Source organism: Ruegeria arenilitoris, from assembly GCF_013030985.1.
Classification (GTDB): Bacteria; Pseudomonadota; Alphaproteobacteria; order Rhodobacterales; family Rhodobacteraceae; genus Ruegeria; species Ruegeria arenilitoris_B.
The window spans coordinates 1,006,715-1,027,911 of record NZ_WPYP01000001.1 but is presented as its reverse complement, the minus strand read 5'-3'; the positions used below and the strand labels follow the sequence as shown (position 1 = coordinate 1,027,911).

18 protein-coding genes are annotated in these 21,197 nt (G+C 60.1%); 14 read left to right on the top strand and 4 right to left on the bottom strand.

Annotated elements, in window-relative coordinates; genetic code table 11:
* Window positions 1-62 precede the first annotated feature (62 nt).
* The 5 genes from GOX88_RS05095 to GOX88_RS05075 all read left to right on the top strand — a co-directional run bounded on the left by GOX88_RS05095 (window position 63) and on the right by GOX88_RS05075 (window position 5,228).
* Window positions 63-392 (top strand): sarcosine oxidase subunit delta, encoded by a 330-nt coding sequence (locus GOX88_RS05095; protein ID WP_170325354.1) that lies wholly within the window; start codon window positions 63-65, stop codon window positions 390-392.
* Window positions 393-459: 67 nt separating this feature from the next.
* Window positions 460-3,489: a sarcosine oxidase subunit alpha family protein gene (locus GOX88_RS05090; protein WP_170399977.1), complete on the top strand. Its 3,030-nt coding sequence runs from the start codon at window positions 460-462 to the stop codon at window positions 3,487-3,489.
* Window positions 3,482-4,048 (top strand): sarcosine oxidase subunit gamma, encoded by a 567-nt coding sequence (locus tag GOX88_RS05085; RefSeq protein ID WP_170399975.1) that lies wholly within the window; start codon window positions 3,482-3,484, stop codon window positions 4,046-4,048. The genes GOX88_RS05090 and GOX88_RS05085 overlap by 8 nt, the downstream gene beginning before the upstream one ends.
* A 238-nt stretch (window positions 4,049-4,286) precedes the next feature.
* Window positions 4,287-4,766, top strand: a complete 480-nt coding sequence (locus GOX88_RS05080; protein ID WP_170399973.1) for a hypothetical protein — start codon at window positions 4,287-4,289, stop codon at window positions 4,764-4,766.
* 18 nt (window positions 4,767-4,784) lie between these two features.
* Window positions 4,785-5,228, top strand: a complete 444-nt coding sequence (locus GOX88_RS05075) for a hypothetical protein (RefSeq protein ID WP_170399971.1) — start codon at window positions 4,785-4,787, stop codon at window positions 5,226-5,228.
* 34 nt (window positions 5,229-5,262) lie between these two features.
* Here GOX88_RS05075 and GOX88_RS05070 read toward each other — a convergent pair whose 3' ends face one another.
* Window positions 5,263-6,024, bottom strand: coding sequence for an FkbM family methyltransferase (locus GOX88_RS05070; RefSeq protein WP_170399969.1), 762 nt, complete (start codon window positions 6,022-6,024; stop codon window positions 5,263-5,265).
* 100 nt (window positions 6,025-6,124) lie between these two features.
* Here GOX88_RS05070 and GOX88_RS05065 point away from each other — a divergent pair, with 100 nt between their 5' ends.
* Both GOX88_RS05065 and GOX88_RS05060 read left to right on the top strand, forming a co-directional pair.
* Window positions 6,125-6,724 (top strand): superoxide dismutase, encoded by a 600-nt coding sequence (locus GOX88_RS05065; protein ID WP_170399967.1) that lies wholly within the window; start codon window positions 6,125-6,127, stop codon window positions 6,722-6,724.
* Window positions 6,725-7,053: 329 nt separating this feature from the next.
* Window positions 7,054-7,503: a host attachment family protein gene (locus tag GOX88_RS05060; RefSeq protein ID WP_170399965.1), complete on the top strand. Its 450-nt coding sequence runs from the start codon at window positions 7,054-7,056 to the stop codon at window positions 7,501-7,503.
* A gap of 44 nt (window positions 7,504-7,547) precedes the next feature.
* Here the strand turns inward: GOX88_RS05060 and GOX88_RS05055 are convergent, their stop codons facing one another.
* On the bottom strand, window positions 7,548-8,099 hold the full coding sequence (locus GOX88_RS05055; protein ID WP_170399963.1) for a TIGR00730 family Rossman fold protein: 552 nt from the start codon (window positions 8,097-8,099) through the stop codon (window positions 7,548-7,550).
* A 126-nt stretch (window positions 8,100-8,225) separates the two neighbouring features.
* Here GOX88_RS05055 and GOX88_RS05050 point away from each other — a divergent pair, with 126 nt between their 5' ends.
* From GOX88_RS05050 to GOX88_RS05035, 4 genes are all read left to right on the top strand, one after another.
* Complete coding sequence (locus GOX88_RS05050) at window positions 8,226-9,506, top strand: LysM peptidoglycan-binding domain-containing protein (RefSeq protein WP_170399961.1); 1,281 nt, start codon at window positions 8,226-8,228, stop codon at window positions 9,504-9,506.
* A gap of 94 nt (window positions 9,507-9,600) precedes the next feature.
* The gene (locus tag GOX88_RS05045) at window positions 9,601-11,391 is read left to right on the top strand and encodes an ABCB family ABC transporter ATP-binding protein/permease (RefSeq protein WP_254443275.1); all 1,791 of its coding nucleotides are present in this window, start codon (window positions 9,601-9,603) and stop codon (window positions 11,389-11,391) included.
* Between the two features lie 53 nt (window positions 11,392-11,444).
* Complete coding sequence (locus tag GOX88_RS05040; RefSeq protein ID WP_170399957.1) at window positions 11,445-11,849, top strand: DUF2147 domain-containing protein; 405 nt, start codon at window positions 11,445-11,447, stop codon at window positions 11,847-11,849.
* A 144-nt stretch (window positions 11,850-11,993) separates the two neighbouring features.
* A complete protein-coding gene (locus tag GOX88_RS05035) occupies window positions 11,994-12,317 on the top strand; it encodes a hypothetical protein (RefSeq protein WP_170399955.1) in 324 nt (107 codons plus the stop codon).
* 44 nt (window positions 12,318-12,361) lie between these two features.
* On the opposite strand, the gene GOX88_RS05030 is transcribed toward GOX88_RS05035, so the two are convergent.
* Window positions 12,362-16,135: an efflux RND transporter permease subunit gene (locus GOX88_RS05030; protein WP_170399953.1), complete on the bottom strand. Its 3,774-nt coding sequence runs from the start codon at window positions 16,133-16,135 to the stop codon at window positions 12,362-12,364.
* Window positions 16,132-17,364, bottom strand: coding sequence for an efflux RND transporter periplasmic adaptor subunit (locus GOX88_RS05025; RefSeq protein ID WP_170399951.1), 1,233 nt, complete (start codon window positions 17,362-17,364; stop codon window positions 16,132-16,134). Before GOX88_RS05025 ends, GOX88_RS05030 begins: the two co-directional genes overlap by 4 nt.
* Window positions 17,365-17,589: 225 nt before the next feature.
* Here GOX88_RS05025 and GOX88_RS05020 point away from each other — a divergent pair, with 225 nt between their 5' ends.
* The 3 genes from GOX88_RS05020 to der are packed head-to-tail and all read left to right on the top strand — an operon-like array spanning window position 17,590 to window position 21,135.
* Complete coding sequence (locus GOX88_RS05020; RefSeq protein ID WP_170399949.1) at window positions 17,590-18,261, top strand: hypothetical protein; 672 nt, start codon at window positions 17,590-17,592, stop codon at window positions 18,259-18,261.
* A 39-nt stretch (window positions 18,262-18,300) separates the two neighbouring features.
* Entirely contained in the window at window positions 18,301-19,623 is a 1,323-nt protein-coding gene (locus GOX88_RS05015) for an outer membrane protein assembly factor BamB family protein (protein ID WP_170399947.1), read from the top strand.
* 48 nt (window positions 19,624-19,671) lie between these two features.
* Window positions 19,672-21,135, top strand: a complete 1,464-nt coding sequence (der, locus tag GOX88_RS05010) for a ribosome biogenesis GTPase Der (RefSeq protein ID WP_170399945.1) — start codon at window positions 19,672-19,674, stop codon at window positions 21,133-21,135.
* The last annotated feature ends 62 nt before the right edge of the window (window positions 21,136-21,197 follow it).

Below are 21,197 nucleotides of genomic sequence, written 5' to 3'. Positions count from 1 at the left end.
AGTTGCCCACTAACAGAATTCAGGTCGGCCAAGTGCCGACCGACCGCCAAAAGGATGACCATATGCTGATCCTGAATTGCCCGTATTGCGGCGTTGACGCCGAAGAAACCGAACTGGCCGCTGGTGGCGAGGCGCATCTGAAGCGTTTCGGCCCAGGCTCATCGGATGACGAGTTCCACGACTACCTGTTCATGCGTGAAAACCCCAAAGGTGTTCACTTTGAACGCTGGCGCCATGCGAATGGCTGCGGCAAGTGGTTCCACGCCGCCCGCTGCACGAACACGCTGGAAGTGTTCGGCACGTACTCGGCCCAAACCACCGAACCGCCGCAAGAGATCAAGGACGCCATCACCGCCAAACGTCCGGGATGGACATGGAGAGAGTTCTCCTGATGCTTCGTCTTTTCAAAAATACTCCCGCCGGAGGCCTTGGTGCCTCCACCTGCGAAAGGTCCGCAAAATGAGCACCCGTCTCGCAAAACAGGGCCGGCTGATTGACCGGTCGAAACAGGTCACTTTTACCTTCAACGGCACCTCGATGCAGGGGTACGAGGGCGACACGCTCGCCTCGGCCCTGCTGGCCAACGATCAGATGATGGTCGGTCGGTCGTTCAAGTACCACCGTCCGCGCGGCGTTGTCGCCAGCGGCGCCGAAGAGCCGAACGCTCTGGTCGGTCTGGGGCAGGGCAACCGGTTCGAGCCGAACCAGCGCACCACCACGACCGAGCTGTTCAATGGCCTGACCGCGGTCTCGCAGAACCACTGGCCGAACCTTGAGTTCGACATCGGTGCGGTGAACACCGCCTTTGCGCGCTTCCTGCCGGCCGGTTTCTATTACAAGACGTTCATCCATCCGAAACCGTTCTGGAAACATGTCTACGAGCCGTTCATCCGTCAGTCCGCCGGTCTGGGCAAAGCGCCCGACAAGGACAGCCGTGACGCGGACACCTATGAGCACTTCTATGCCTTCACCGATGTTCTGGTGATCGGCGGTGGTGTGGCTGGTTTGCAGGCCGCGAAAGTTGCCGCGCAATCCGGTGCCAAGGTCATGCTGATCGAGCAGACCGCCCATTGGGGTGGCCGTGCTCCGGTTGATGGCGGAACCGTTGATGGCGAGCCTGTGGATAAGTTCGTGGAGCAATTGGTTTCCGAGCTTGAAGCAATGGACAACGTCACCATGCGCATCCGCTGCATGGGGGCAGGGGTCTATGACCACGGCTATGTGCTGGGGTACGAGCGTCTGACCGATCACACCCCTGGCGTTCAGGGCCCGCGTCACCGCCTGTGGCGCATCCGCGCCAAGCAGATTGTAACCGCCACAGGTGCAATCGAACGTCCGTTGTCCTTCGCAGGCAACGATGTGCCCGGCGTGATGCTGGCCGCAGCCATGCGTGACTACGTGGTGAACTGGGGTGTGACCCCGGGTGAGCGCGTGATCGTCGCCACCAACAACGACGACGCCTACCGTACCGCGATCACCCTGAAACAGGCTGGCGTAGACGTTCTGCGCATCGTTGACGCACGGGCCGCGGCTGGTCCTCTGGCCGAAGAGGCGCGCCAGCTTGGCATTCAGGTCGATCCGGGCAAAGCCATCGCCAAGGTCAAGGGTGGCAAGCGCGTCAAGAAGGTCGCGCTGTGTAATCAGGAAGGCATCGGTGGCGCTCGCGAAGAAGTTGAATGCGATGCAGTTGCCATGTCGGGCGGCTGGTCTCCGGTCGTTCACATGTGGTCGCATTGCGGCGGCAAACTGATCTGGGATGAGGCGAACGCCCATTTCCGCCCTGATCCCGAACGTCCGCCGCTGGGCGCGAATGGCGAAGGCTTTGTGGTCGCCGCCGGTTCAGCCAACGGCCCGCTGGCGCTGGGTGAGGTGCTGGCAGACGCGCAAACCGCAGGTGAAGCTGCCGCCAACGGCGCGGGTTTCACGCCCAAGACGGCTGACGCTCCGAAAGGGGAAACCACGGCTGAGGCCGCGATGGAGCCTGTCTGGCTGATGCCGTCCAATGCCGAAATCAGCCTGCGCATGAAGTCCTGGTTGGATTTCCAGAACGACGTCAAAGTGTCCGACGTCCAACTGGCTGCGCGCGAAGGTTATGAGAGTGTCGAACACACCAAGCGTTATACCACGCTTGGTATGGCGACCGATCAGGGTAAACTGAGCAACATCAACGGCTTGGCGATCCTTGCTGATGCGCTGGATGCGGAAATTCCGAAGGTGGGCACAACCACCTTCCGTCCGCCTTATACGCCCATCTCGTTGGCGTCTATCGGTGGCGAAGCGCGTGGTGATGTGTTCCAGCCGATCCGCCGCACGCCGATGCATGACTGGCACGACAAGAACGGCGCCGATTGGGAGCCGGTCGGCCACTGGCGCCGGACCTATGCCTATGTCCGTCCCGGTGAATCCGTGCATGACGCCGTGAATCGCGAAGTGAAGAACACCCGCGAAAACCTCGGCTTGCTGGACGCCTCGACGCTGGGCAAACTGATTGTCAAAGGCCCGGATGCCGGCAAGTTCCTGGACATGCTGTACACCAACATGATGTCCACGCTGAAGGTCGGCAAATGCCGCTATGGCCTGATGTGCTCGGAAAACGGCTTCCTGATCGACGACGGTGTTGTTGCCCGCATCGATGAGGACACCTGGCTGTGCCACACAACCACCGGCGGAGCCGAGCGTATCCATGGTCACATGGAAGAATGGCTGCAGACTGAGTGGTGGGACTGGAAAGTCTATGTCGCCAACGTGACCGAGCAATACGCTCAGGTCGCTGTGGTCGGCCCCAACGCCCGCAAGGTGCTGGAGAAGCTGAACGCACAAGTGGGCGGCGGCATGGACCTATCGAAAGAGGCACTGCCCTTCATGGAATGGCGTGACGGCAAGATCGGTGAGTTCGACGCGCGGGCCTACCGCATCTCGTTCTCGGGCGAGCTGTCCTATGAAATCGCGGTTCCCGCGTCTCAGGGTCAGGCGTTCTGGGATGCGCTGATCGCGGCAGGGCAAGAGTTTGGTGTCATGCCTTACGGCACTGAATGTCTGCACATCCTGCGGGCCGAGAAGGGCTTTATCATGATCGGGGACGAGACCGACGGCACCGTGATCCCACAGGATCTGGGGCTGCACTGGGCTCTTTCGAAAAAGAAAGAGGACTACCTCGGTAAACGCGCTCATTCGCGCACCCACATGGCCGATCCTGAGCGCTGGAAACTGGTGGGTCTCGAGACTGTGGATGGTTCTGTCCTGCCGGACGGCGCTTACGCAGTGAGCGACGGCGTCAACGCCAACGGTCAGCGCAACATGATCGGGCGGGTGACCTCGACCTACTATTCGGCGAACCTGGACAAAGGCATCGCCATGGGGCTGATCAAGCACGGTCCAGACCGTATGGGCGAGATCGTCGAGTTCCCGGGCACCGACGGTAAAACCTACAAAGCCAAGATCGTTGACCCGATCTTCTTCGACAAAGACGGGGAGAAGCAGAATGTCTGAACCCATCAGCGCACTGAACCACGCCAGCTATGAAGGCATCGTCAAGGTCGAGGAATGCGGCCTGCAGGGGATGATCACCCTGCGCGGCGACCTGTCGGACAAGGTGCTGGCCAAGGCGGTCAAGGACGCAACCGGGCAGAAAGTGCCCGGTCAGCGCGAAGCTCTGGTCAATGGCGATACCGGCGTCTGCTGGATGTCCACCGACGAGCTGCTGGTGCTGGTGCCTTATGCCGAGGTCGAGGCCAAGCTGGCTGCGATGAACAACGCGCTTAGCGGCACACATGCGCTGGCCGTCAACGTCTCGGACGCGCGCGCCGTGTTCCGTATCTCAGGCGCAAGCGCGCGCGAGGTGATGGGCAAGGTCGCGCCGGTTGAGCTGTCAGTCGAAGCGTTCCAGCCCGGCCAGATCCGCCGGTCGCGTCTGGCGCAGGTGGCAGGTGCGTTCTGGATGGACGATGCCGAAACCTTCCGCGTCGTCTGTTTCCGCTCGGCCGCCGACTACGCGTTCAAACTTCTGAAGGTTGCAGCGCAACCGGGCAGTGAGGTTGGGGTTTACTAAGCCTGCTCAAAACCCTGATTAAAATTGGACCGCCCGTGCATACGGGCGGTTTTTTTGTGACCCAAATGTCCCAGGTTGAGAGAAATTCTCTGAGGTCTGCCAGACGCCTGTTATTCGGTGGCGCCCCCTTACACTTTTGGTATGTGTTTCGCTGCCAAGACTTTCGTTTTGCGCGAAAACAAATCGCGATCTGGGCACCATAAGCCTGGGCAGGAATTGTAGGAGAAAGAAAGAAGTAATGAGTCGTTTTAAGGCGTTGGCCCTTGTTTGGGCAGCTTTGTCGGCTTTTCCGGTAGTAGCTGTGGCAGAAAACTACAAGGAAAGCTTTGAATGTGAATTTGAACCCGGAATTGCGAACCGCCCAACTCCAGAGCGCTTGGTGTTTTCTTTAGATGAATTCGGTCGCTCTGCCCTCTTGCATGATGTTGAGATACCGAAAATAACCACCCAACCCGGATCTGGACGAGTCGGAAGAGACACTCCGAAGGTGCTGTTTATTGCTTGGGTCGGCTCCAATTACGTCTACACGGAATCCGGGCGTACCTACGCAACAAACGAAAGCAGATACGATGCGATCGATCTGATCGACCTCGAGTTCTCGGTCATGCTGAACCGCAATACAATGAAAGCCATTGCGAAATCGCGCACGTTCGGCACGTACCTTCCCCGCGACGGCTTTGCAAACGGTCGCTGCAAGGCAATCTCAGCACCAAAATAACCCGATAGGATCAAGTAAATGAAAGCGCTACTTGCTGCACTTACATTGGCTTGCGCTGCCGGAGCAGCCCATGCCGAAGTTCAAAATTATGACTGCAAATTGCACAGCATGGAAGCCCGCGGATGGATTCCCGGCAGGGTTCTGGTGAGCGTTGACGCCGACGCCAAGCAGGCCCGTGTGTATGATGGTGCAATCCGGTCGTCCAATGAACTGGCGAACGTGCCGGATGAAACGCCTGCCAAGGCAAAGCTGAAGGTAACGCGTAAGGGTGAATACCGGATGTCCTGGCGCATTAATCTGATGGCTTCCAGTTCTGGACAGCTTCGCGTGGCTTATACGGCGACGATTGATCCCAAAACAAACGCTTTCAAAATGTTGGCTAGCTTTCCACAGGCCAACACCTTGAACCGTCCAAGCGGAGTTGGGTCCTGCAAAGTCGTTTCGTCTCCGAACCTGTTTTGAAACTAAGACAAACTGGGTGGAAACTCTGATCCCGTCAGTTGGTAAACAAATAGGTTTGAAACCCGGCTAGCGCTGTAGGTTCGGTTAAGCCTTCTACTTTTCTACCAGTTCCGTCACCTTGGTGGCAGGACTGGTAGAGGGACAACAAGTCCCAAATTTCTGACATTCTGTCTTTGCGCTCGGTATCCGGCAGAAGAGGCGCATGCGTTGACAGAAGCAGCGCAGGTCGGTGCTTCTGTAAAAACGGAACAAGCGTAGGCAGAACAAGGAATTCCGCCCCTTCGATATCCATCTTGACCAGTGAAACGCCCGACAGATCGTTTGTGGCTTCGAACTGATCCCAAGCAATTGTCAACGCATCGGAACCATGCGCGCCGTCATGCAGCAGCGAGCTGGTGGAATCGCCCGGTTCGCCGCGCACCGAAGCCATGCGGGCCACGCCGAACTGATCCGACAGCGCCACCCCAAAGGCCGAGACATTGTGGATGTCGTTCAACTCCAGATTCCACGCCAGATGCCGGAACGCGGTGGGGTCGGGTTCGAAACACCAGACATGCCGGGCCTTGCGGGCGCCGTACAAGACTGTGGGACCAATCCAGGCACCGATGTCCAGATAATCACTGTCCGGTGACAGATATTTGTCCAGCACCGAGAAGGTTTCCGGCTCCCAGGCACCGGCAGAGGCCTTGCGCCAGAATTTCGAGTGATAAGGGTCCAGACGAAACGGCTCATTGTTCAGATTGCCCGCATAGTATCCGCGGGCGCGGTAGAACATTTTGCGCGCCTGTGTCAGCATCGCCTGCCTCCGGGTTTTGTGATCTCTGCCCTTGACCTGCGGCGCTTGCCAAAGCATTTAACCCTTGGGAACCGCAACTTTTATTTTACAGGGGGCCGAGATGGCTTTTGAACTTCCTGATCTTCCTTATGCACATGACGCGCTGGCAGCCAAGGGTATGTCCGCGGAAACGCTGGAATATCACCACGACCTGCACCACAAGGCCTATGTCGACAACGGCAACAAGCTGATCGCCGGCACCGAGTGGGACGGCAAGTCGCTGGAAGAGATCATTGTTGGCACCTATGACGCAAATGCCGTCGCGCAGAACGGCATTTTCAACAACATCAGCCAGCTGTGGAACCACAACCAGTTCTGGGAAATGATGGGCCCTGGCGGCAACGCAATGCCCGGCGAGCTGGAAAAAGCTCTGGTCGAAAGCTTCGGCTCGGTCGACGAATTCAAATCGCAGTTCAGCGCCGCTGGTGCCGGTCAGTTCGGCTCGGGCTGGGCGTGGCTGGTCAAAAACGCGGACGGCTCGCTGGCTGTCACCAAGACCGAAAACGGCGTGAACCCGCTGTGCTTCAACCAGACCGCTCTGCTGGGCTGTGATGTATGGGAGCACTCCTATTACATCGATTTCCGCAACAAGCGTCCGGCTTACCTGTCGAACTTCCTCGACAACCTGGTGAACTGGGAAAACGTCGCTTCACGGATGTGAGCTTTGACCCAATAAGGGTTCAAAAAGGGCCTGCTGGCGGCGACGCTGGCAGGCCTTTTTGCTGCCGTACACAAGTGCATCAGATCGCAGTTCGAAATCTCGGAACGGGTGTCGGTCTGACAGGAGAAAACCCGCCGATGAAGAAAGTTTCATCCTGAGACGGGATTGCACCCCGCCCGACAGTGCTTACCTTAGGTGAGGCGGAGGGAGAGACCGCTAACCAATTGAAACATAATCAGGCAACGCACCGGATCACTCTGGTCGCGTCACGGTAACCCTTTGCCTGATGGAAAAGAGATGGCTGATATAGCCACTATAAGGAGAGCACGATGGTCGCACTTGAGCAGGGAACTTGGGTTGTCATTGCCGATGGGGAAAAGGCGCTGTTTGTCGAGAACATCACCGATGCCGAAGACCCCAATCTGGTCGTTGTCTCGGTTGAGGAACAGGACGCATCCGCGCGCCCGACCGACCGGGCAGGGCGGCGCTTCGATGGTGGGCCGAACCAGAAATCGGCGGTTGAAGAGCCAAACTGGAAAACCCACGCGAAGTCCCTGTTTGTTCAGGATGTTGCCAATCTGCTGAACCGCAAGGGGCTGAAGGGGGCATTCAACCGTCTGGTTCTGGTCGCTAGCCCGCATGTTCTGGGCCTGCTGCGCCGCCGCCTTCACAGCGAGGTTTTGGCCAAGGTCGTGGCCGAGGTCGACAAGACCTTGACCAACCACCCCATTCACAAGGTTGAAAAGCTGCTGACCAGCCGCCTTAGCCCGGCCACCTAGGTGATATCAAAAAAACGGGCGGTCCAACGCCGCCCGTTCCCCTGTCAGGTCAGGAAACCACGCAAGGTGGACATTGCGTCTGCCGGATCATCGACCCAGGTGATGAATTCCGCCAGCGATCCGTCGGCAAATCCCTGACCGATGACCTGCTGCAACAGATCGTGCAGCGCATTCCAGTAGCCATCCACATTCATCACCAGGATGGGCTTATCGTGCAGGCCCAGCTGGCGCCATGTCAGGGCCTCGAACAGTTCGTCCAACGATCCCGGGCCGCCAGGCAGGACCACCACCGCATCCGCGTTCATGATCATGACCTTTTTCCGTTCGTGCATCGTCTCGGTGATCACGAAACGGGTAAGATCGGTCTTGCCGACCTCGCGCCGCAGCAAGTGAACAGGAATCACGCCGAACGTGTCGCCCCCCGCGGATTGGGCGGCGCGCGCGACCTCGCCCATCAGTCCCACATCCCCGGCGCCATAGACCAGCCGCCAGCCTTCCTGTGCCAGCAGGGTGCCGAAGGTTTTGGCGGCCTCGGAATAGGTGGAATTGGCGCCATTGCGTGACCCGCAATACACACAAACAGATTTCTGAGTCATCGTGAACGCTCTCCGGGGTTGTGCCGTGGGTTTTGACCCCTGATAGCGGGATTGATAGATTGGCTCAACCGTCAGGCAGAATGTGTTATAGTCAAAGCACTTGCACTGCGGAGTGAAGGGAAAAGAATGAACGCCGAGTCGGGAAACGGAAGCTCTGGTAGCGTCGTCTGGGGGGTGATCGCCGGTATCGTGGTTGTAGTCGGAGCGGGCGGGTTATTCTTGTCCCGTATGGGGGGAGACGCGCCCGAAGAGCCAGCGCCGCAGGTCGAGGTTGCGGTTCAAAGCACCGAAGACAGCACCCCGGATCAGCCAGCCGAACAAGAACCCGAGGCCGAAGCGCCTACTGCGGAAGCGTCCACCGCTGAACAGGAGGACGCGGCAGAGGCCGCACCGCCTGTCACCCCGTCTCTGGATCAGATATTTGTCGAGCCGGACGGCAACGCGGTTCTGTCCGGCACAGCAGAACCCGGCGCCGAGGTGAATGTGTTGTTGGATGGTGAGCCGGTCCACAGTTTCACGGTCGACCCCAGCGGCCAGTTCGCCGAATTCCTGTCGATCCCGTTTGCTGACACCGCCCGTGGTCTGACGCTGCAAACGCAGGGCGATGAGCCGGTGCGCTCGGACGACTATGTTATCGCTGCTCTGCCTGAGCCGGAACCAGTGGCAGAGCCCGCCGCGCCCGACGCAACGGCGGAAAATGCAGCCGCCCAGCCGGAGAGTACGGAAGCGGAAGACGTGGCGTCAGCCGAAACAACTGACGCGGCTGAACCGATTGAAACAGCGGACGTGTCCGAACCGGAAGCTGAGACTGAACAATCGGCGCAAGCGACGGGTGAAGATGCTCAGGCCCAAGGTGTCGCCATCCTGCGGTCGGGTGAGGACGGCGTCGAACTGGTGCAAGCGCCCACCGCGCAATCGCAGGGGCCCGACCAGGTTGCTCTGGACACGATCGGCTATTCCGATACCGGCGATGTCGAGCTGACGGGCCGGGTGCCGGATGGATCGGTTGTACGTCTGTATCTGGACAACCGGCTGGTGGATGACCTGACCCCCGCAGAAGACGGCAAATGGCGCAGTGAGCTGGATGGTATCGAACCTGGCGTCTACACCCTGCGCGTGGATGAGGTCGGCGCGGATGGCACAGTGGTCAGCCGCCTTGAAACCCCGTTCAAACGCGAACCGCAAGAGGTCCTGCGCGCAGCTGAGGCAACTGACGAGCCGGAGTTGGATCCCGATACGCCTCCGATCCGTTCGGTGACCGTGCAGGAGGGCGACACGCTCTGGGCCATTTCCCGCGAACGGTTCGGTGACGGTGTTTTGTATGTGCGGTTGTTCGAGGCCAACCGGGATTCGATCCGCGATCCTGACCTGATTTATCCCGGTCAGATCTTCACGATCCCTGAATAAACCTTTTGCCTCTGGCCCTTTCCGGGCTAGGGGCTATCTCTGACCGCAGATCAGGTACGTGATGAGACGAACAGCCCCTATGCACTCCGACGACATGCCCAAAACAGACGAACGCCGCTCTGGCTGGCGCACGATCCGCAAGGTTGCGCCATATCTCTGGCCCGAGGATGAGCCCTGGGTCAAACGACGCGTAGTTCTGGCGCTTGGTATGCTGGTGCTGGCCAAGCTGATCGCGGTCTCTACGCCGATCCTGTACAAAGGCGCGGTTGACGCTCTGGCCGGAGAGGGCGTGCCACCGCTGGCATTGGGGGCCGTGGGGCTGACTGTCGCCTATGGCGTGGCGCGGATGATGACCGTTGGTTTTCAACAGTTGCGCGATGCGGCCTTTGCCCCGGTGGGGCAGCGCGCCCTGCGGGCGTTGGCGCTCGAGACGTTTCAGCACATCCACCAACTCTCGATGCGTTATCATGTGACGCGCCGCACCGGGGGTCTCAGCCGGATCATCGAACGCGGCGTGAAAGGCGTGGAGTTCCTGCTGCGCTTCCTGCTGTTTTCGATCGGGCCATTGATCCTGGAACTGCTGCTGGTGGCGATCATCCTGATGTGGCTGTTCGATGTCTGGTATCTGGTCGTCGTGGCCGTGACCATCGGCTTCTATATCTGGTTCACCTTCGCCGTCACCGAATGGCGTGTGAAGCTGCGGCGCGAGATGAACGATCAGGATACCGAGGCCAATCAACGCGCCATCGACAGCCTGCTGAACTTTGAAACCGTCAAGTATTTCAATGCCGAACAACGCGAAGCTGCACGCTATGACGTGTCGATGAAGGCCTATGCGGGCGCGGCGCTGAAAACGGCCTATTCGTTGGCCTTCCTGAACTTTGGTCAGTCTTTCCTGATCACTTGCGGGCTGATCGGGGTGATGGTTCTGGCGGCAGTTGGGGTGCAGAACGGTTCGCTGACCGTGGGCGACTTCGTTATGGTCAACGCCTACATGATCCAGATCACCGTGCCGCTGAACTTTCTGGGCACGGTGTACCGGGAAATCCGCCAGTCGCTGGTGGATATGGGGCAGATGTTCGACCTGTTGGAACAACCCGCCGAGGTTACCGACAAACCCGACGCGTCGGACCTTGTGGTCAAAGGCGGAGAGGTCACGCTGGACAATGTCCATTTCGGCTATGACGCAGATCGGGAAATTCTCAAGGGCATCTCGCTGACGGTACCGGCGGGTCAGACGGTGGCTATCGTCGGGGCGACGGGCTCGGGCAAGTCCACCATCGGGCGGCTGCTGTTCAGGTTCTACGATGTGACTGGCGGCGCGCTGAAGATCGACGGCCAGGACGTGCGCGATGTGACGCAGAACAGCCTGCATTCCGCCATCGGCGTGGTGCCGCAGGACACGGTGCTGTTTAACGACACCATCCGCTATAACATCGCCTACGGCCGCGACGGTGCCTCGCAGCAAGAGGTCGAGGCCGCCGCCAAAGCCGCCCAGATCCACGATTTCATCGTAACGCTGCCCGAAGGGTATGACACCAAGGTGGGCGAACGTGGGTTGAAACTGTCGGGTGGTGAAAAACAGCGGGTCGGCATCGCCCGCACGCTGCTCAAGAACCCGCCGATCCTGTTGCTGGACGAGGCGACCTCGGCGCTGGATACCGACACAGAACAGGACATCAAGGACGCACTGGCGCGGGCCGGGGAAGGGCGCACCGTGCTGACTATTGCGCACCGTCTCAGCACCATCGCCGAGGCTGATCGCATTGTCGTGCTGGAACAGGGCGAAATCCTTGAACAGGGCACCCATGACGAACTGCTGAGCCGCGAAGGCCGCTATGCGCAGTTGTGGAGCCGCCAGCAATCGGACGCTCAGGCCGCGTGACCTGCGCTGCGCGGAGATGTGCTATGTTAACCGCGTATAGGAGGAGTGGTGTGATGCGAAGACTCGTTCGATTTGTAGCTATAGCAACCGCGCTCGCCCTTTTGACGCCAGCCTTTGCGGCTGCTGATCCCATCGTCGGCGTCTGGAAAACCGAGCCGGACCGGAAGAAGCTGATCTCTCATATCAAGATATCGGCCTGCGGAGACAAATTCTGTGGTCAGATCCAGTCGGCCTATGACACATCCGGCAAAGAGGTGCAGACCCCGAATATCGGCAAGAAGCTGTTTTGGGATGTGGCCAGCGAAGGCGGCGGAAAGTATGGCGGCGGGGATTTCTGGATTCCGATGGTCAACGTGGATGTCGCGCCGCAAATGACGCTGAACGGAGATACCCTGAGCGTACGCGGTTGTGACCACGCCATATGCGGGCACCAGACCTGGACCCGTTTGTCCAAGTAAAAGTAAGGACGCGGTTGCTGGATTGTGAATTCTTTCAGTGACCAGCTTGATCGCAGACGATTGTCGTTTGCCCAATGGCGTCTTCCGGTTATGACCGGTGGCATCAACCGTTTCGTGTTGGAAAACAAATCAGGGAAACACCAAATGAAGAAATTGTTTGCTGCGCCGTTTGTTCTGGCGTCGCTTTTTGCGTCGACCGCATCTGCCGAGGATCTTGTATTTCTGCTGGCCAATGAAAGCAGCGTCGATCTGGTTGAATTCAACGTCTCTGCAAGCTCGTCGGACAATTGGGAATCGAACTTGCTCGGTGGTGATTACATTGCACCGGGTTACGAGGCGGACGTTCTGATAGCTGACGGATTGCAAACTTGCGTCTACGACATTCGCGGCGGGTTTTCCGATGGGTCCTCTGCCGAAGATTTTGGCTTGGATCTATGCGAGCTGGGCGAATACGTTTTCACCGACTAAGACAGGTTAAAACGAAAAATGGCGAGCCCTGGGCTCGCCATTTTTTATTCTGCGGCTTTCAGTGGCGTCCCCGGCGGATCTTCCGGTTTTTTGGCATCCGTGGACGCAGGTTCAGTTTCATCGCCCCAAACAACCTCGGTCGCCTGCGCCTGACGGGCAGCCTTGCCGATGGCCATGTCCTGCGCCACCTGGCTGGAACGTCCCGACGTGAGCCGGGCCAGAACCCTGCCCAGCCACACCAGATAGGTCGAAACCCACACCCGCAGCGCCAGGAACGAGGGAGTCACGATCAGCGTCAGAACGGTGGCGATACCCAGTCCGAACACCACGGCGGTGGCCAGCTGTTTCCACCACAGCGCCGTCGGGCTGTTAATCGAATAACCACCATTGATGAAGTCCAGCGACAGGCCGAACATCATTGGCGTCAGACCGGCCATTGTCGTCAGGGTGGTCAGCAGAACCGGGCGGATACGCGCCTCAGCCGTGCGCACGATCGCCTCGATCCGGGGCATGTAGCGGCTGTATTCCTGATAGGTGTCGATAAGAACGATGTTGTTGTTCACCACGATCCCCGCCAGCGCCACGATGCCTGTACCGGTCATGATGATCGAGAACGGTTGCTGCATCACGATCATCCCGATCAAAACCCCGGTGGTCGACAGCACAACCGCCAGCAGCACCAGAACCGAGTTATACAGCGAGTTGAACTGCGCCAGCAGGATCACGAACATCAGCCCCAACGCGCCCAGGAATGCGCTTTGCAGGAAGGCACCGGATTCCTCCTGGTCCTCCTGATCGCCGGTCCATTCCCAGCTGATCGCGTTCGAGAACGGGTCGGTGTTCAGCCATTCGGTCAGCACCGCAATCCGCTCGTTCGGGTTGACCAGCGCAAACCGCGCGTCGCCGTTTTCGATCGCGGCGCGCAGGTCGTCGATGCTGTTGGCTCCGGTCAGCTGGAACAGCTCGTATACTGTGCCATCCGGTTTGGTGACGGTTGTTCCGTTGGGTTCGGTACCTTCTTCGACCGCGCGCACAATGGCCAGACGTTGCTCGGATCCGTCCGGACCATCGGTAACCACTTTGGACAGCCCCGGTTCGACATCCGCCTTGACGTCGTAATACCGCTGCTGATCGATCCGGTTGATCTCGGCCAGTTTGGCGACCGGCTGGCGGGTCACGAAGTTGGACAGTGGCACCAACCCGTCGGGGGTACGCACCTTGAGCGTGTCCAGCGTGGACAATACCCTGTCTTCCTCGGGCAGGCGGACGCGGATTTCGACCTCTTCATCGGTGCTGTCGGGACGCATCTCGCCCAGCAGGATACCGCGTGTGACCAGTTGCACCATTGCGCCGACGGTGGCGACGTCGGCTCCGAACCGGCCAGCCTTGGCGACGTCCACGTCGATCTGCCAGTCGATGCCGGGCAGGGGCATGGTGTCTTCGACCTTGATCAGGCCCGGCGTCTCGTCGAACACCGCGCGCGCCGATTGGGCGGCTGTGGTCAGTTCCTCCCAACCGTCACCCTTGATGCGCAGATGCACCGGCTTGGCTGCCGCCGGACCCTGTTCCAGCGGCAGGATTTCCACGATGAAACCGGGCAGTTTGGCCAGTTCCGCGTTCAACTCGTCCAGAACGAAATCACCGTCATATTCCGGAGCAATGAATTCGCGGTCGAACAGTCCGAACAGGACGGGCTCGGTCTGCTTGGGCCGGTCTTCCCACGGGGTGATTTCGAACTGCACACGGCCCACGGTATCGGCAGGTGCCTGCGCGCCGCCGTTGTTCTGGTTCAGACCGCCTTCGCCGGCAAAGGCGAACACATTGGTCACGGCCGGGTGCGTGCTGATTACCTCTTCAGCGGCCAGAACCATCGCGTCTTTTTCCTGCAGTGACAGGTTGCCCCGCGCGCGGACATAGGCGGTGGCCTGTTCCGGTTCGGTTTCAACGAAGAACTCGACGCCGCGATTGTTGTTCATGAAATAGGTCATCACCCCCATGACGCTGAGCGCCACGACAGCAATCGAAACCACAGGCATAATCGGGTTTCCGACCAGGAATTTGACCACGTATCCGAACGGAGTGTGCTCGCGCGCGGTATGGACGCGTTCTTCGTGATGGCGTTCGATCCTGGCGGCGCTCAGGGTCACGGAACCGGCGAAGCCGCCTGCGATGAACAGCAGCGCACCCGCCACCACGCCCCCGGGCAACAGGTAGTCCGGGTTCAGCATCTGCATCGCGCCCAGGAAGATCATATAGAGCGACGGAGGAACCAAGATCGCGCGCACCCACCACGGGGCCACACTCCGTAGCCAGTTTGAGGTGTGGTCGAAGGTCCGGCTGAGGCGGCCTGAGACGCCACCCACGACGGGCAGGTATATCAGCGCAACGATCAGCGACGAGGACAGCACGAAGATCAGCGTGATCGGCAGCATCTTCATGAATTCCCCGGGAACACCCGGCCAGAACAGCATCGGAAGGAAGGCACAGAGTGTCGTCGCGGTGGACGACACGATGGGCCAGAACATCCGCTGTGCCGCCTCGACATAGGCGTGCATCGGGCCGATGCCTTCCTTGATGCGTTTGTCGGCGTATTCCACCACCACGATTGCCCCGTCGACTAGCATCCCCACGGCCAGGATCAGCCCGAACATCACCATGTTCGAGATGCTGACCCCCATGATGGCAAGAAACGCAAAGCTCAGCAGGAACGAGGTCGGGATCGCAAAGCCCACCAGCAGCGCAGCGCGGGTGCCCAGCGAAGCCAGAACCACGATCATCACCAGAGCGATGGCGGTCAGGACCGAGCCCTCAAGCTGACGCACCATCGAGTCGACGATACGGCTCTGGTCGTTCGAGGTACCGACATCGACGGCAGCGCGCAGCTCAGTTGGCCATTTTTCCTGTGCCGCGGCCAGTGCCTGCTTCACCTGCGCCACGGTGTCGATCAGGTTAAAGCCTTTGCGTTTGACCACCTGCAGCGCCACGGTGGATTCGCCGTCGAACCGGGCGGTGCCTTCGCGGTCTTCGAAGGTGTAGTTGATCTGCGCCAGCTCACCCATGGTCACGACGCGGTCGCCATTGACCTTGACGGGCAGGCTGTAGACATCCTCGGCGGTTTTGAACGAGGACGGAATCTTGACCGAGAATGTGCCCTGCGCGGTGTCGACCTCACCCGCGGCGATCAGCTGGTTGTTGTTTTGTACGACGCTGATCAACTCATCCGCCGACACGTCGTAAGCCTCAAGCCGCAGCGGGTCGATGATGACTTCGAGCAGTTCATCGCGGTTGCCCGCGATCCCGGCCTCAAGCACCGAATCCAGGGCTTCCAGATCGTCCTGCAGGTCTTTGGCAATGCGCGCCATCGTGCGTTCGGGCACGGCGCCCGTCAGATTGACGATGACGATGGGAAATTCGGAGAAATTGATTTCGAACAGGGAATACTGCTCGGCCCCGTCCGGGAAATCGGCCTGCGCGCTGTTCATCGCATCGCGCACGTCCGCCATGATCGCCGTCTTGTCCCAGCCGAAGTCAAACTCGAGCGCGATACCGGCATAGCCTTCGGCGGCAGTGGCAGTCATCTCCTTCAGGCCGTCCAGATCCGCCAACTCGGTTTCCATTGGCTTGATCAGCAGATTCTCCGAATCCTCGGCAGAGATGCCGGGAAACTGGACCGAGACGAACAGGGCCGGGATTTCGATATCCGGCTCGCCTTCCTTGGGCAGGCTGACATAGGCGAACCCGCCGACAACCAGCGAGATCGCGATGAAGGCCAGAACCATGCGGGCCCTGTCGGCGGCCCATCCTACCAAACCTGTCATTGTGCAGCTTCCCGATAGGTGGGCTTGACGGTGACGCCCTGGGTTACGAATTCCTGCCCCACGACGATGACATCCGCGGTTTCCGGCAATCCGTCGACCCAGACGCCCTCGGCCGTGTCACGCAACAGGCGGATCGGCATGAACCCGACGATGTTTTCAGCGCCCACGGTGCGGACGCCGACCTGACCTTCGTTGTTCAGTGTCAGGGCAGATTGCGGCAGCAGATGCGCCTTTGCCCCTTCGGCCGAAATGCGGATATCTGCGGTCTGACCATCGCGGATGGTCAGGTCCGGGTTGGGGACGGTGATCTCAACCTCGAATGTGCGAGTGGTTTCATCCGCTGACCGGCTCAGGAACGTGACACGGCCTGCAACCTGAAGTCCGGTAACCAACCGCGCCGAGGCTTCCGAGCCAACAAGGATCTTGTTCACATCGACCTCGGGCACAAAACCGACCAGCTTGATCGGGTCCAACTGAATAACGGTCGCACACAGCGAGCCGGGCTGCATCAGGCTGCCCAATTCGGCGGTGTCGCTTTCCAGCAGGCCCTTGAATGGTGCTTCGATGGTCTGGCGGTCGATCTCGCGCTGGGCGGCTTTGACCTCGGCAGTGGCGGCTTCGATCCCGGCGCGGGTGGCCTCCAGACCGGCCTCGGCGGTTTTTACACCGGCTTCGGCCGAACGCATCGCGGCCTCGCTTGAAATCCGGCGGGTTTCCGAGCCGAACCCGGTTTCCGACAGTTTCTGAGCTGCCGTCAGATTGATCTGTGCCTCGGCAACCAGCGCGTGCGCTTCTTCCAGACGCGCCTCGGCCTCGGGAACACGGCTTTCGGCCTCAAGCCGGGCGGCTTCGGCCTCGGCCAGGCTGGCAGGGCGGGTGCCGGGGTCCAGTTCGCACAGCAGGTCACCGGCCTCAACAAAGGTGCCTCTGCGCTTGGGTTCCGAAATCACGGTCGAGGTGGTTTCGGCCAGAACTTCAACCTGACGGTTGGCCTTGGTTTGCCCGCGCAACAACACGGCGCTATCAATTTCTCGTGCCGCGGACCGCAGGACAACAACGCCAATGGCATCCTGGTCTGACGTCGCGTTGGCTGCAGATTCCGCGTTGGATGCGGTATCAGCCTCAGAGTCGCCACGACCGGCGAAAGCAAATAGCGTGTCCCGTTCGAAGACCAAAAAGAACAATGCTGCAATCACCAAAAGCGCATTCACGAATGAAATCAAACGCATACAGAGACTCTCCCAGAATTCGTCGCCGATTGTCCTTCGGCGTGTATGCCTGAAAATGGGGTCAGGCACGCACCATTTCTACACTAAACTGGATAGTTCGGTTCACTTTTTTCTGCAAGGTCGGCGTGTCGCGGTGAAAATGTGCGAATTCCGGCCCTTGGCTTGGCAAAGGCGGCGGGGTATGACATGGCGCCATATGAACAGGTTACAGCCCGGGGAGCAGGGATGAGCGACACCGACAGTTTTATTGATGAGGTGACCGAAGAGGTCCGCCGCGACCGTCTGTTCCTGCTGCTGCGCCGCTGGGGCTGGGTCGGTGTTCTGGCCGTGATCCTGATTGTAGGCGGTGCCGCCTTCAACGAGATTCGCAAAGCCCGGACCACCAGCGCGGCGGAAAAGCTGGGGGATGAGATTCTGAGCGCGCTGACGCAGAATGACTCGGCGGAACGTGCCGCCAGCCTGGCCAGCATCGATGCGGCCACGCCCGGTGGCGATGCCGTTCTGAACCTGCTTCTGTCCTCGTCGCAGATCGAAGCCGGATCTCGCGAAGACGCTGTGATCAGCCTGAATGCCGTGGCCGTTCAGGGTGACCTGCCCGAGATTTACCGTGCCATTGCCGCCTTCAAGGCGCTGCTGCTGCAAAGTGACACCTTGCCGGTCGCCGACCGCCGCCAGCAGTTCGAAGCCTTGGCCGCACCGGGCGCACCCTTGCGGTTGCTGGCCGAAGAACAGCTGGCGCTGATCGACATTTCCGAGGGTAACACCGATGCGGCGATTGAGCGGTTGCAGGCGATGCGTCAGGATGCCGAGATCGGCGTGGACCTTCAGCAACGTGCAGCACAGTTGATTGTCGCACTTGGCGGCGAACCGGAACCGTTGGTGGCCCAGCAGGGCTGATCTGGCGGCAAAAAGAATGACAGGCGAGTTCGGAGTATCATGGTGACAAGTCTTTTCTCCCGCATTGGATTGTCGGTCGCGGCACTATCGCTGACGGCGCTTGCTGCCTGTGAAGAGCCCGAGGTCATCCTGCCCGGCGAGCGCGAGGATATTCGTCCGGCCTCGGAGTCCGGGATCACCGAAACCCGAGGTTCGAAGCCGATCAGCCTGCCGGCGCAAAAGGCGAATGCCAACTGGTCGCAAAGCGCCGGGACGCCGGCTTACCGCACCACCAATGCGGCCCTGCGTGCCACGCCCCAGCGTATCTGGTCCACCTCGATCGGCGACGGAGATTCGCGCAAGCGGCGTATCACTGCCGAACCCGTCGTTGCTGGCGGCCTGATCTATACGCTGGATTCCGGTGCGACTGTCTCGGCGGTCACCCCGCAGGGGCAGGTGGCGTGGAACACGAACCTCATTCCCGTAAACGACGGGGATTCGGATGCGACGGGTGGTGGACTGGCTTATGCCAATGGGGTTCTCTACGTGTCGTCCGGCTTTGGACGGCTTACGGCACTGGATGCGAAATCCGGCGCGATCAAGTGGCAGAAACGCCTGAATGCGACCGGCAGCGGTGCGCCGCTGGTCAATGACGGCCTGTTGTACTTGGTTGCGGGCGATGAAACCGGCTGGGCCGTGAACACCAAGGACGGCCGCATCGCCTGGCAGGTTCAGGGTACACCGAGCGTTGGCAATGTGCTTGGTGCTCCGGCTCCGGTCATTGCGTCCGAATTTGCGGTGTTTGCTTTCGGCTCGGGCGACGTGGCTGCGACCTTCCGCAAGGGCGGCATCCGGCGCTGGAACGCGTCAGTCGCGGGCGGGCGCCGAGGGCGTGCTGCGGCGCAGATCGTGGACGTGACCGGCGGCCCTATGGTCGTTGGCGACAAGATTTATATCGGCAATCACTCGGGTCGGACCGTGGCATTTGACTCGGGCTCGGGCGAGCGGATCTGGACAGCGGGTGAAGGCGCGGTTGATACGGTCTGGCCTGCAGGTAACAGCCTGTTCCTGATCAGTGACCGCAGCCAGTTGATCCGTTTGAATATCGCGGACGGCTCGATCGTCTGGGCGCAGGACCTGCCGGGCTTCGTCAAGGACAAGCCGAAACGTCGCGGTCCGATCTTTGCCCATTATGGCCCGATCCTTGCTGGTGGGCGCATCGTCGTCGCCTCGAATGACGGTTACTTGCGGTTCTTCAACCCTGTAGACGGGACACTGGTGAACAGGGTCGAGGTGCCCGGTGGTGCCACCACCGCCCCCGTTGTGGCGGGGCAGACGTTGTACGTCGTATCGACCAAAGGTGAACTGCACGCTTTCCGTTGACGACAAGATGCGTTAAAGGGCGCGTCTGAGTCTTGAAAGTTGAGTATCATGTCGCTGACCCTCGCCATCGTGGGGCGCCCCAATGTGGGCAAATCCACACTGTTCAACCGCCTTGTGGGCAAACGTCTGGCTTTGGTCGACGATCAGCCCGGCGTGACGCGCGACCTGCGCGAAGGCGAAGGGCGTCTGGGCGATCTGCGTTTTACGGTGATCGACACGGCGGGTCTTGAGGACGCGACCGATGACAGCCTGCAGGGCCGGATGCGCCGCCTGACCGAACGCGCGGTGGATATGGCTGATGTCTGCCTGTTCATGATCGACGCGCGTGTGGGCCTGACCCCGACAGATGAGATGTTCGCCGAGATTCTGCGGAAACGCTCGAAACACGTAATCCTTGCGGCGAACAAGGCTGAGGGCAATGCAGCGGATGCCGGTGTGCTCGAGGCATACAATCTAGGTCTTGGTGAGCCGGTTCGCCTGTCGGGCGAGCATGGCGAGGGGATGACCGACCTCTATGCACAGCTGATGCCTCTGGCCGATGCAGCGGCGGAGAAGGCCGAGGATAACGCTCCGGAAACAGATATCGAACTGGATGAGGATGGAGAGGGTGAAACACCTCTGATCACTGCGGCCAAACCACTGCAGGTGGCGGTCGTGGGGCGTCCGAACGCTGGAAAATCGACCCTGATCAACAAGATCGTTGGCGAAGATCGTCTGCTGACCGGCCCCGAGGCCGGGATCACGCGCGACGCGATCAGCCTGCGGTTCGACTGGGCCGACCCGGATGGAGACAGCACCCCGATGCGGATTTTCGACACGGCGGGGATGCGCAAAAAGGCCAAAGTGCAGGAAAAGCTGGAAAAGCTCTCGGTGTCTGATGGCTTGCGTGCCGTGAAATTCGCCGAAGTTGTGGTGGTTCTGCTGGACGCCGCGATTCCGTTCGAACAACAGGACCTGCGCATCGCTGATCTGGCCGAGCGCGAAGGCCGTGCCGTTGTTGTCGCCGTCAACAAATGGGATATCGAAGAGGACAAGCAGGAAAAGCTGCGCGATCTGAAAGAGTCCTTCGAGCGCCTTCTGCCGCAATTGCGCGGCGCACCACTGATCACCGTGTCGGCCAAGACCGGCCGCGGGCTGGAGCGTCTGCGCGCCGCTATCCTGCGTGCTCATGACGTCTGGAATCGCCGAGTCCCCACCGCGGCGCTGAACCGCTGGCTGACCGCGATGCTGGAACAGCATCCGCCGCCAGCCCCGCAAGGCCGCCGAATCAAGCTGCGCTACATGACACAGGCCAAGACCCGTCCCCCCGGGTTTGTGGTCATGTGCTCGCATCCCGACAAGATGCCCGATAGCTATACCCGCTATCTGGTCAACGGTCTGCGCGAGGATTTCGACATGCCGGGAACGCCAATCCGCCTGACGTTGCGCGGGCAGGGCGACAAGAACCCCTATAAGGGGCGGCGCAAGAAAAACGCGGGCGCGCTGGCCAAACATCTCAAAGGTCGCGCGTAACTGCGCCAATTTTCAGCATTTTTGGCTGAAGGGCGTGACAGCCCGGCTGCCGCAGGCTAGCA

Coding starts and splice junctions, on each gene's coding strand:
- GOX88_RS05095 (WP_170325354.1), top strand. CDS start 63: ATGCTGATCCTGAATTGCCCGTATTGCGGCGTTGACGCCGAAGAAACC.
- GOX88_RS05090 (WP_170399977.1), top strand. CDS start 460: ATGAGCACCCGTCTCGCAAAACAGGGCCGGCTGATTGACCGGTCGAAA.
- GOX88_RS05085 (WP_170399975.1), top strand. CDS start 3,482: ATGTCTGAACCCATCAGCGCACTGAACCACGCCAGCTATGAAGGCATC.
- GOX88_RS05080 (WP_170399973.1), top strand. CDS start 4,287: ATGAGTCGTTTTAAGGCGTTGGCCCTTGTTTGGGCAGCTTTGTCGGCT.
- GOX88_RS05075 (WP_170399971.1), top strand. CDS start 4,785: ATGAAAGCGCTACTTGCTGCACTTACATTGGCTTGCGCTGCCGGAGCA.
- GOX88_RS05070 (WP_170399969.1), bottom strand. CDS start 6,024: ATGCTGACACAGGCGCGCAAAATGTTCTACCGCGCCCGCGGATACTAT.
- GOX88_RS05065 (WP_170399967.1), top strand. CDS start 6,125: ATGGCTTTTGAACTTCCTGATCTTCCTTATGCACATGACGCGCTGGCA.
- GOX88_RS05060 (WP_170399965.1), top strand. CDS start 7,054: ATGGTCGCACTTGAGCAGGGAACTTGGGTTGTCATTGCCGATGGGGAA.
- GOX88_RS05055 (WP_170399963.1), bottom strand. CDS start 8,099: ATGACTCAGAAATCTGTTTGTGTGTATTGCGGGTCACGCAATGGCGCC.
- GOX88_RS05050 (WP_170399961.1), top strand. CDS start 8,226: ATGAACGCCGAGTCGGGAAACGGAAGCTCTGGTAGCGTCGTCTGGGGG.
- GOX88_RS05045 (WP_254443275.1), top strand. CDS start 9,601: ATGCCCAAAACAGACGAACGCCGCTCTGGCTGGCGCACGATCCGCAAG.
- GOX88_RS05040 (WP_170399957.1), top strand. CDS start 11,445: ATGCGAAGACTCGTTCGATTTGTAGCTATAGCAACCGCGCTCGCCCTT.
- GOX88_RS05035 (WP_170399955.1), top strand. CDS start 11,994: ATGAAGAAATTGTTTGCTGCGCCGTTTGTTCTGGCGTCGCTTTTTGCG.
- GOX88_RS05030 (WP_170399953.1), bottom strand. CDS start 16,135: ATGACAGGTTTGGTAGGATGGGCCGCCGACAGGGCCCGCATGGTTCTG.
- GOX88_RS05025 (WP_170399951.1), bottom strand. CDS start 17,364: ATGCGTTTGATTTCATTCGTGAATGCGCTTTTGGTGATTGCAGCATTG.
- GOX88_RS05020 (WP_170399949.1), top strand. CDS start 17,590: ATGAGCGACACCGACAGTTTTATTGATGAGGTGACCGAAGAGGTCCGC.
- GOX88_RS05015 (WP_170399947.1), top strand. CDS start 18,301: ATGGTGACAAGTCTTTTCTCCCGCATTGGATTGTCGGTCGCGGCACTA.
- der (WP_170399945.1), top strand. CDS start 19,672: ATGTCGCTGACCCTCGCCATCGTGGGGCGCCCCAATGTGGGCAAATCC.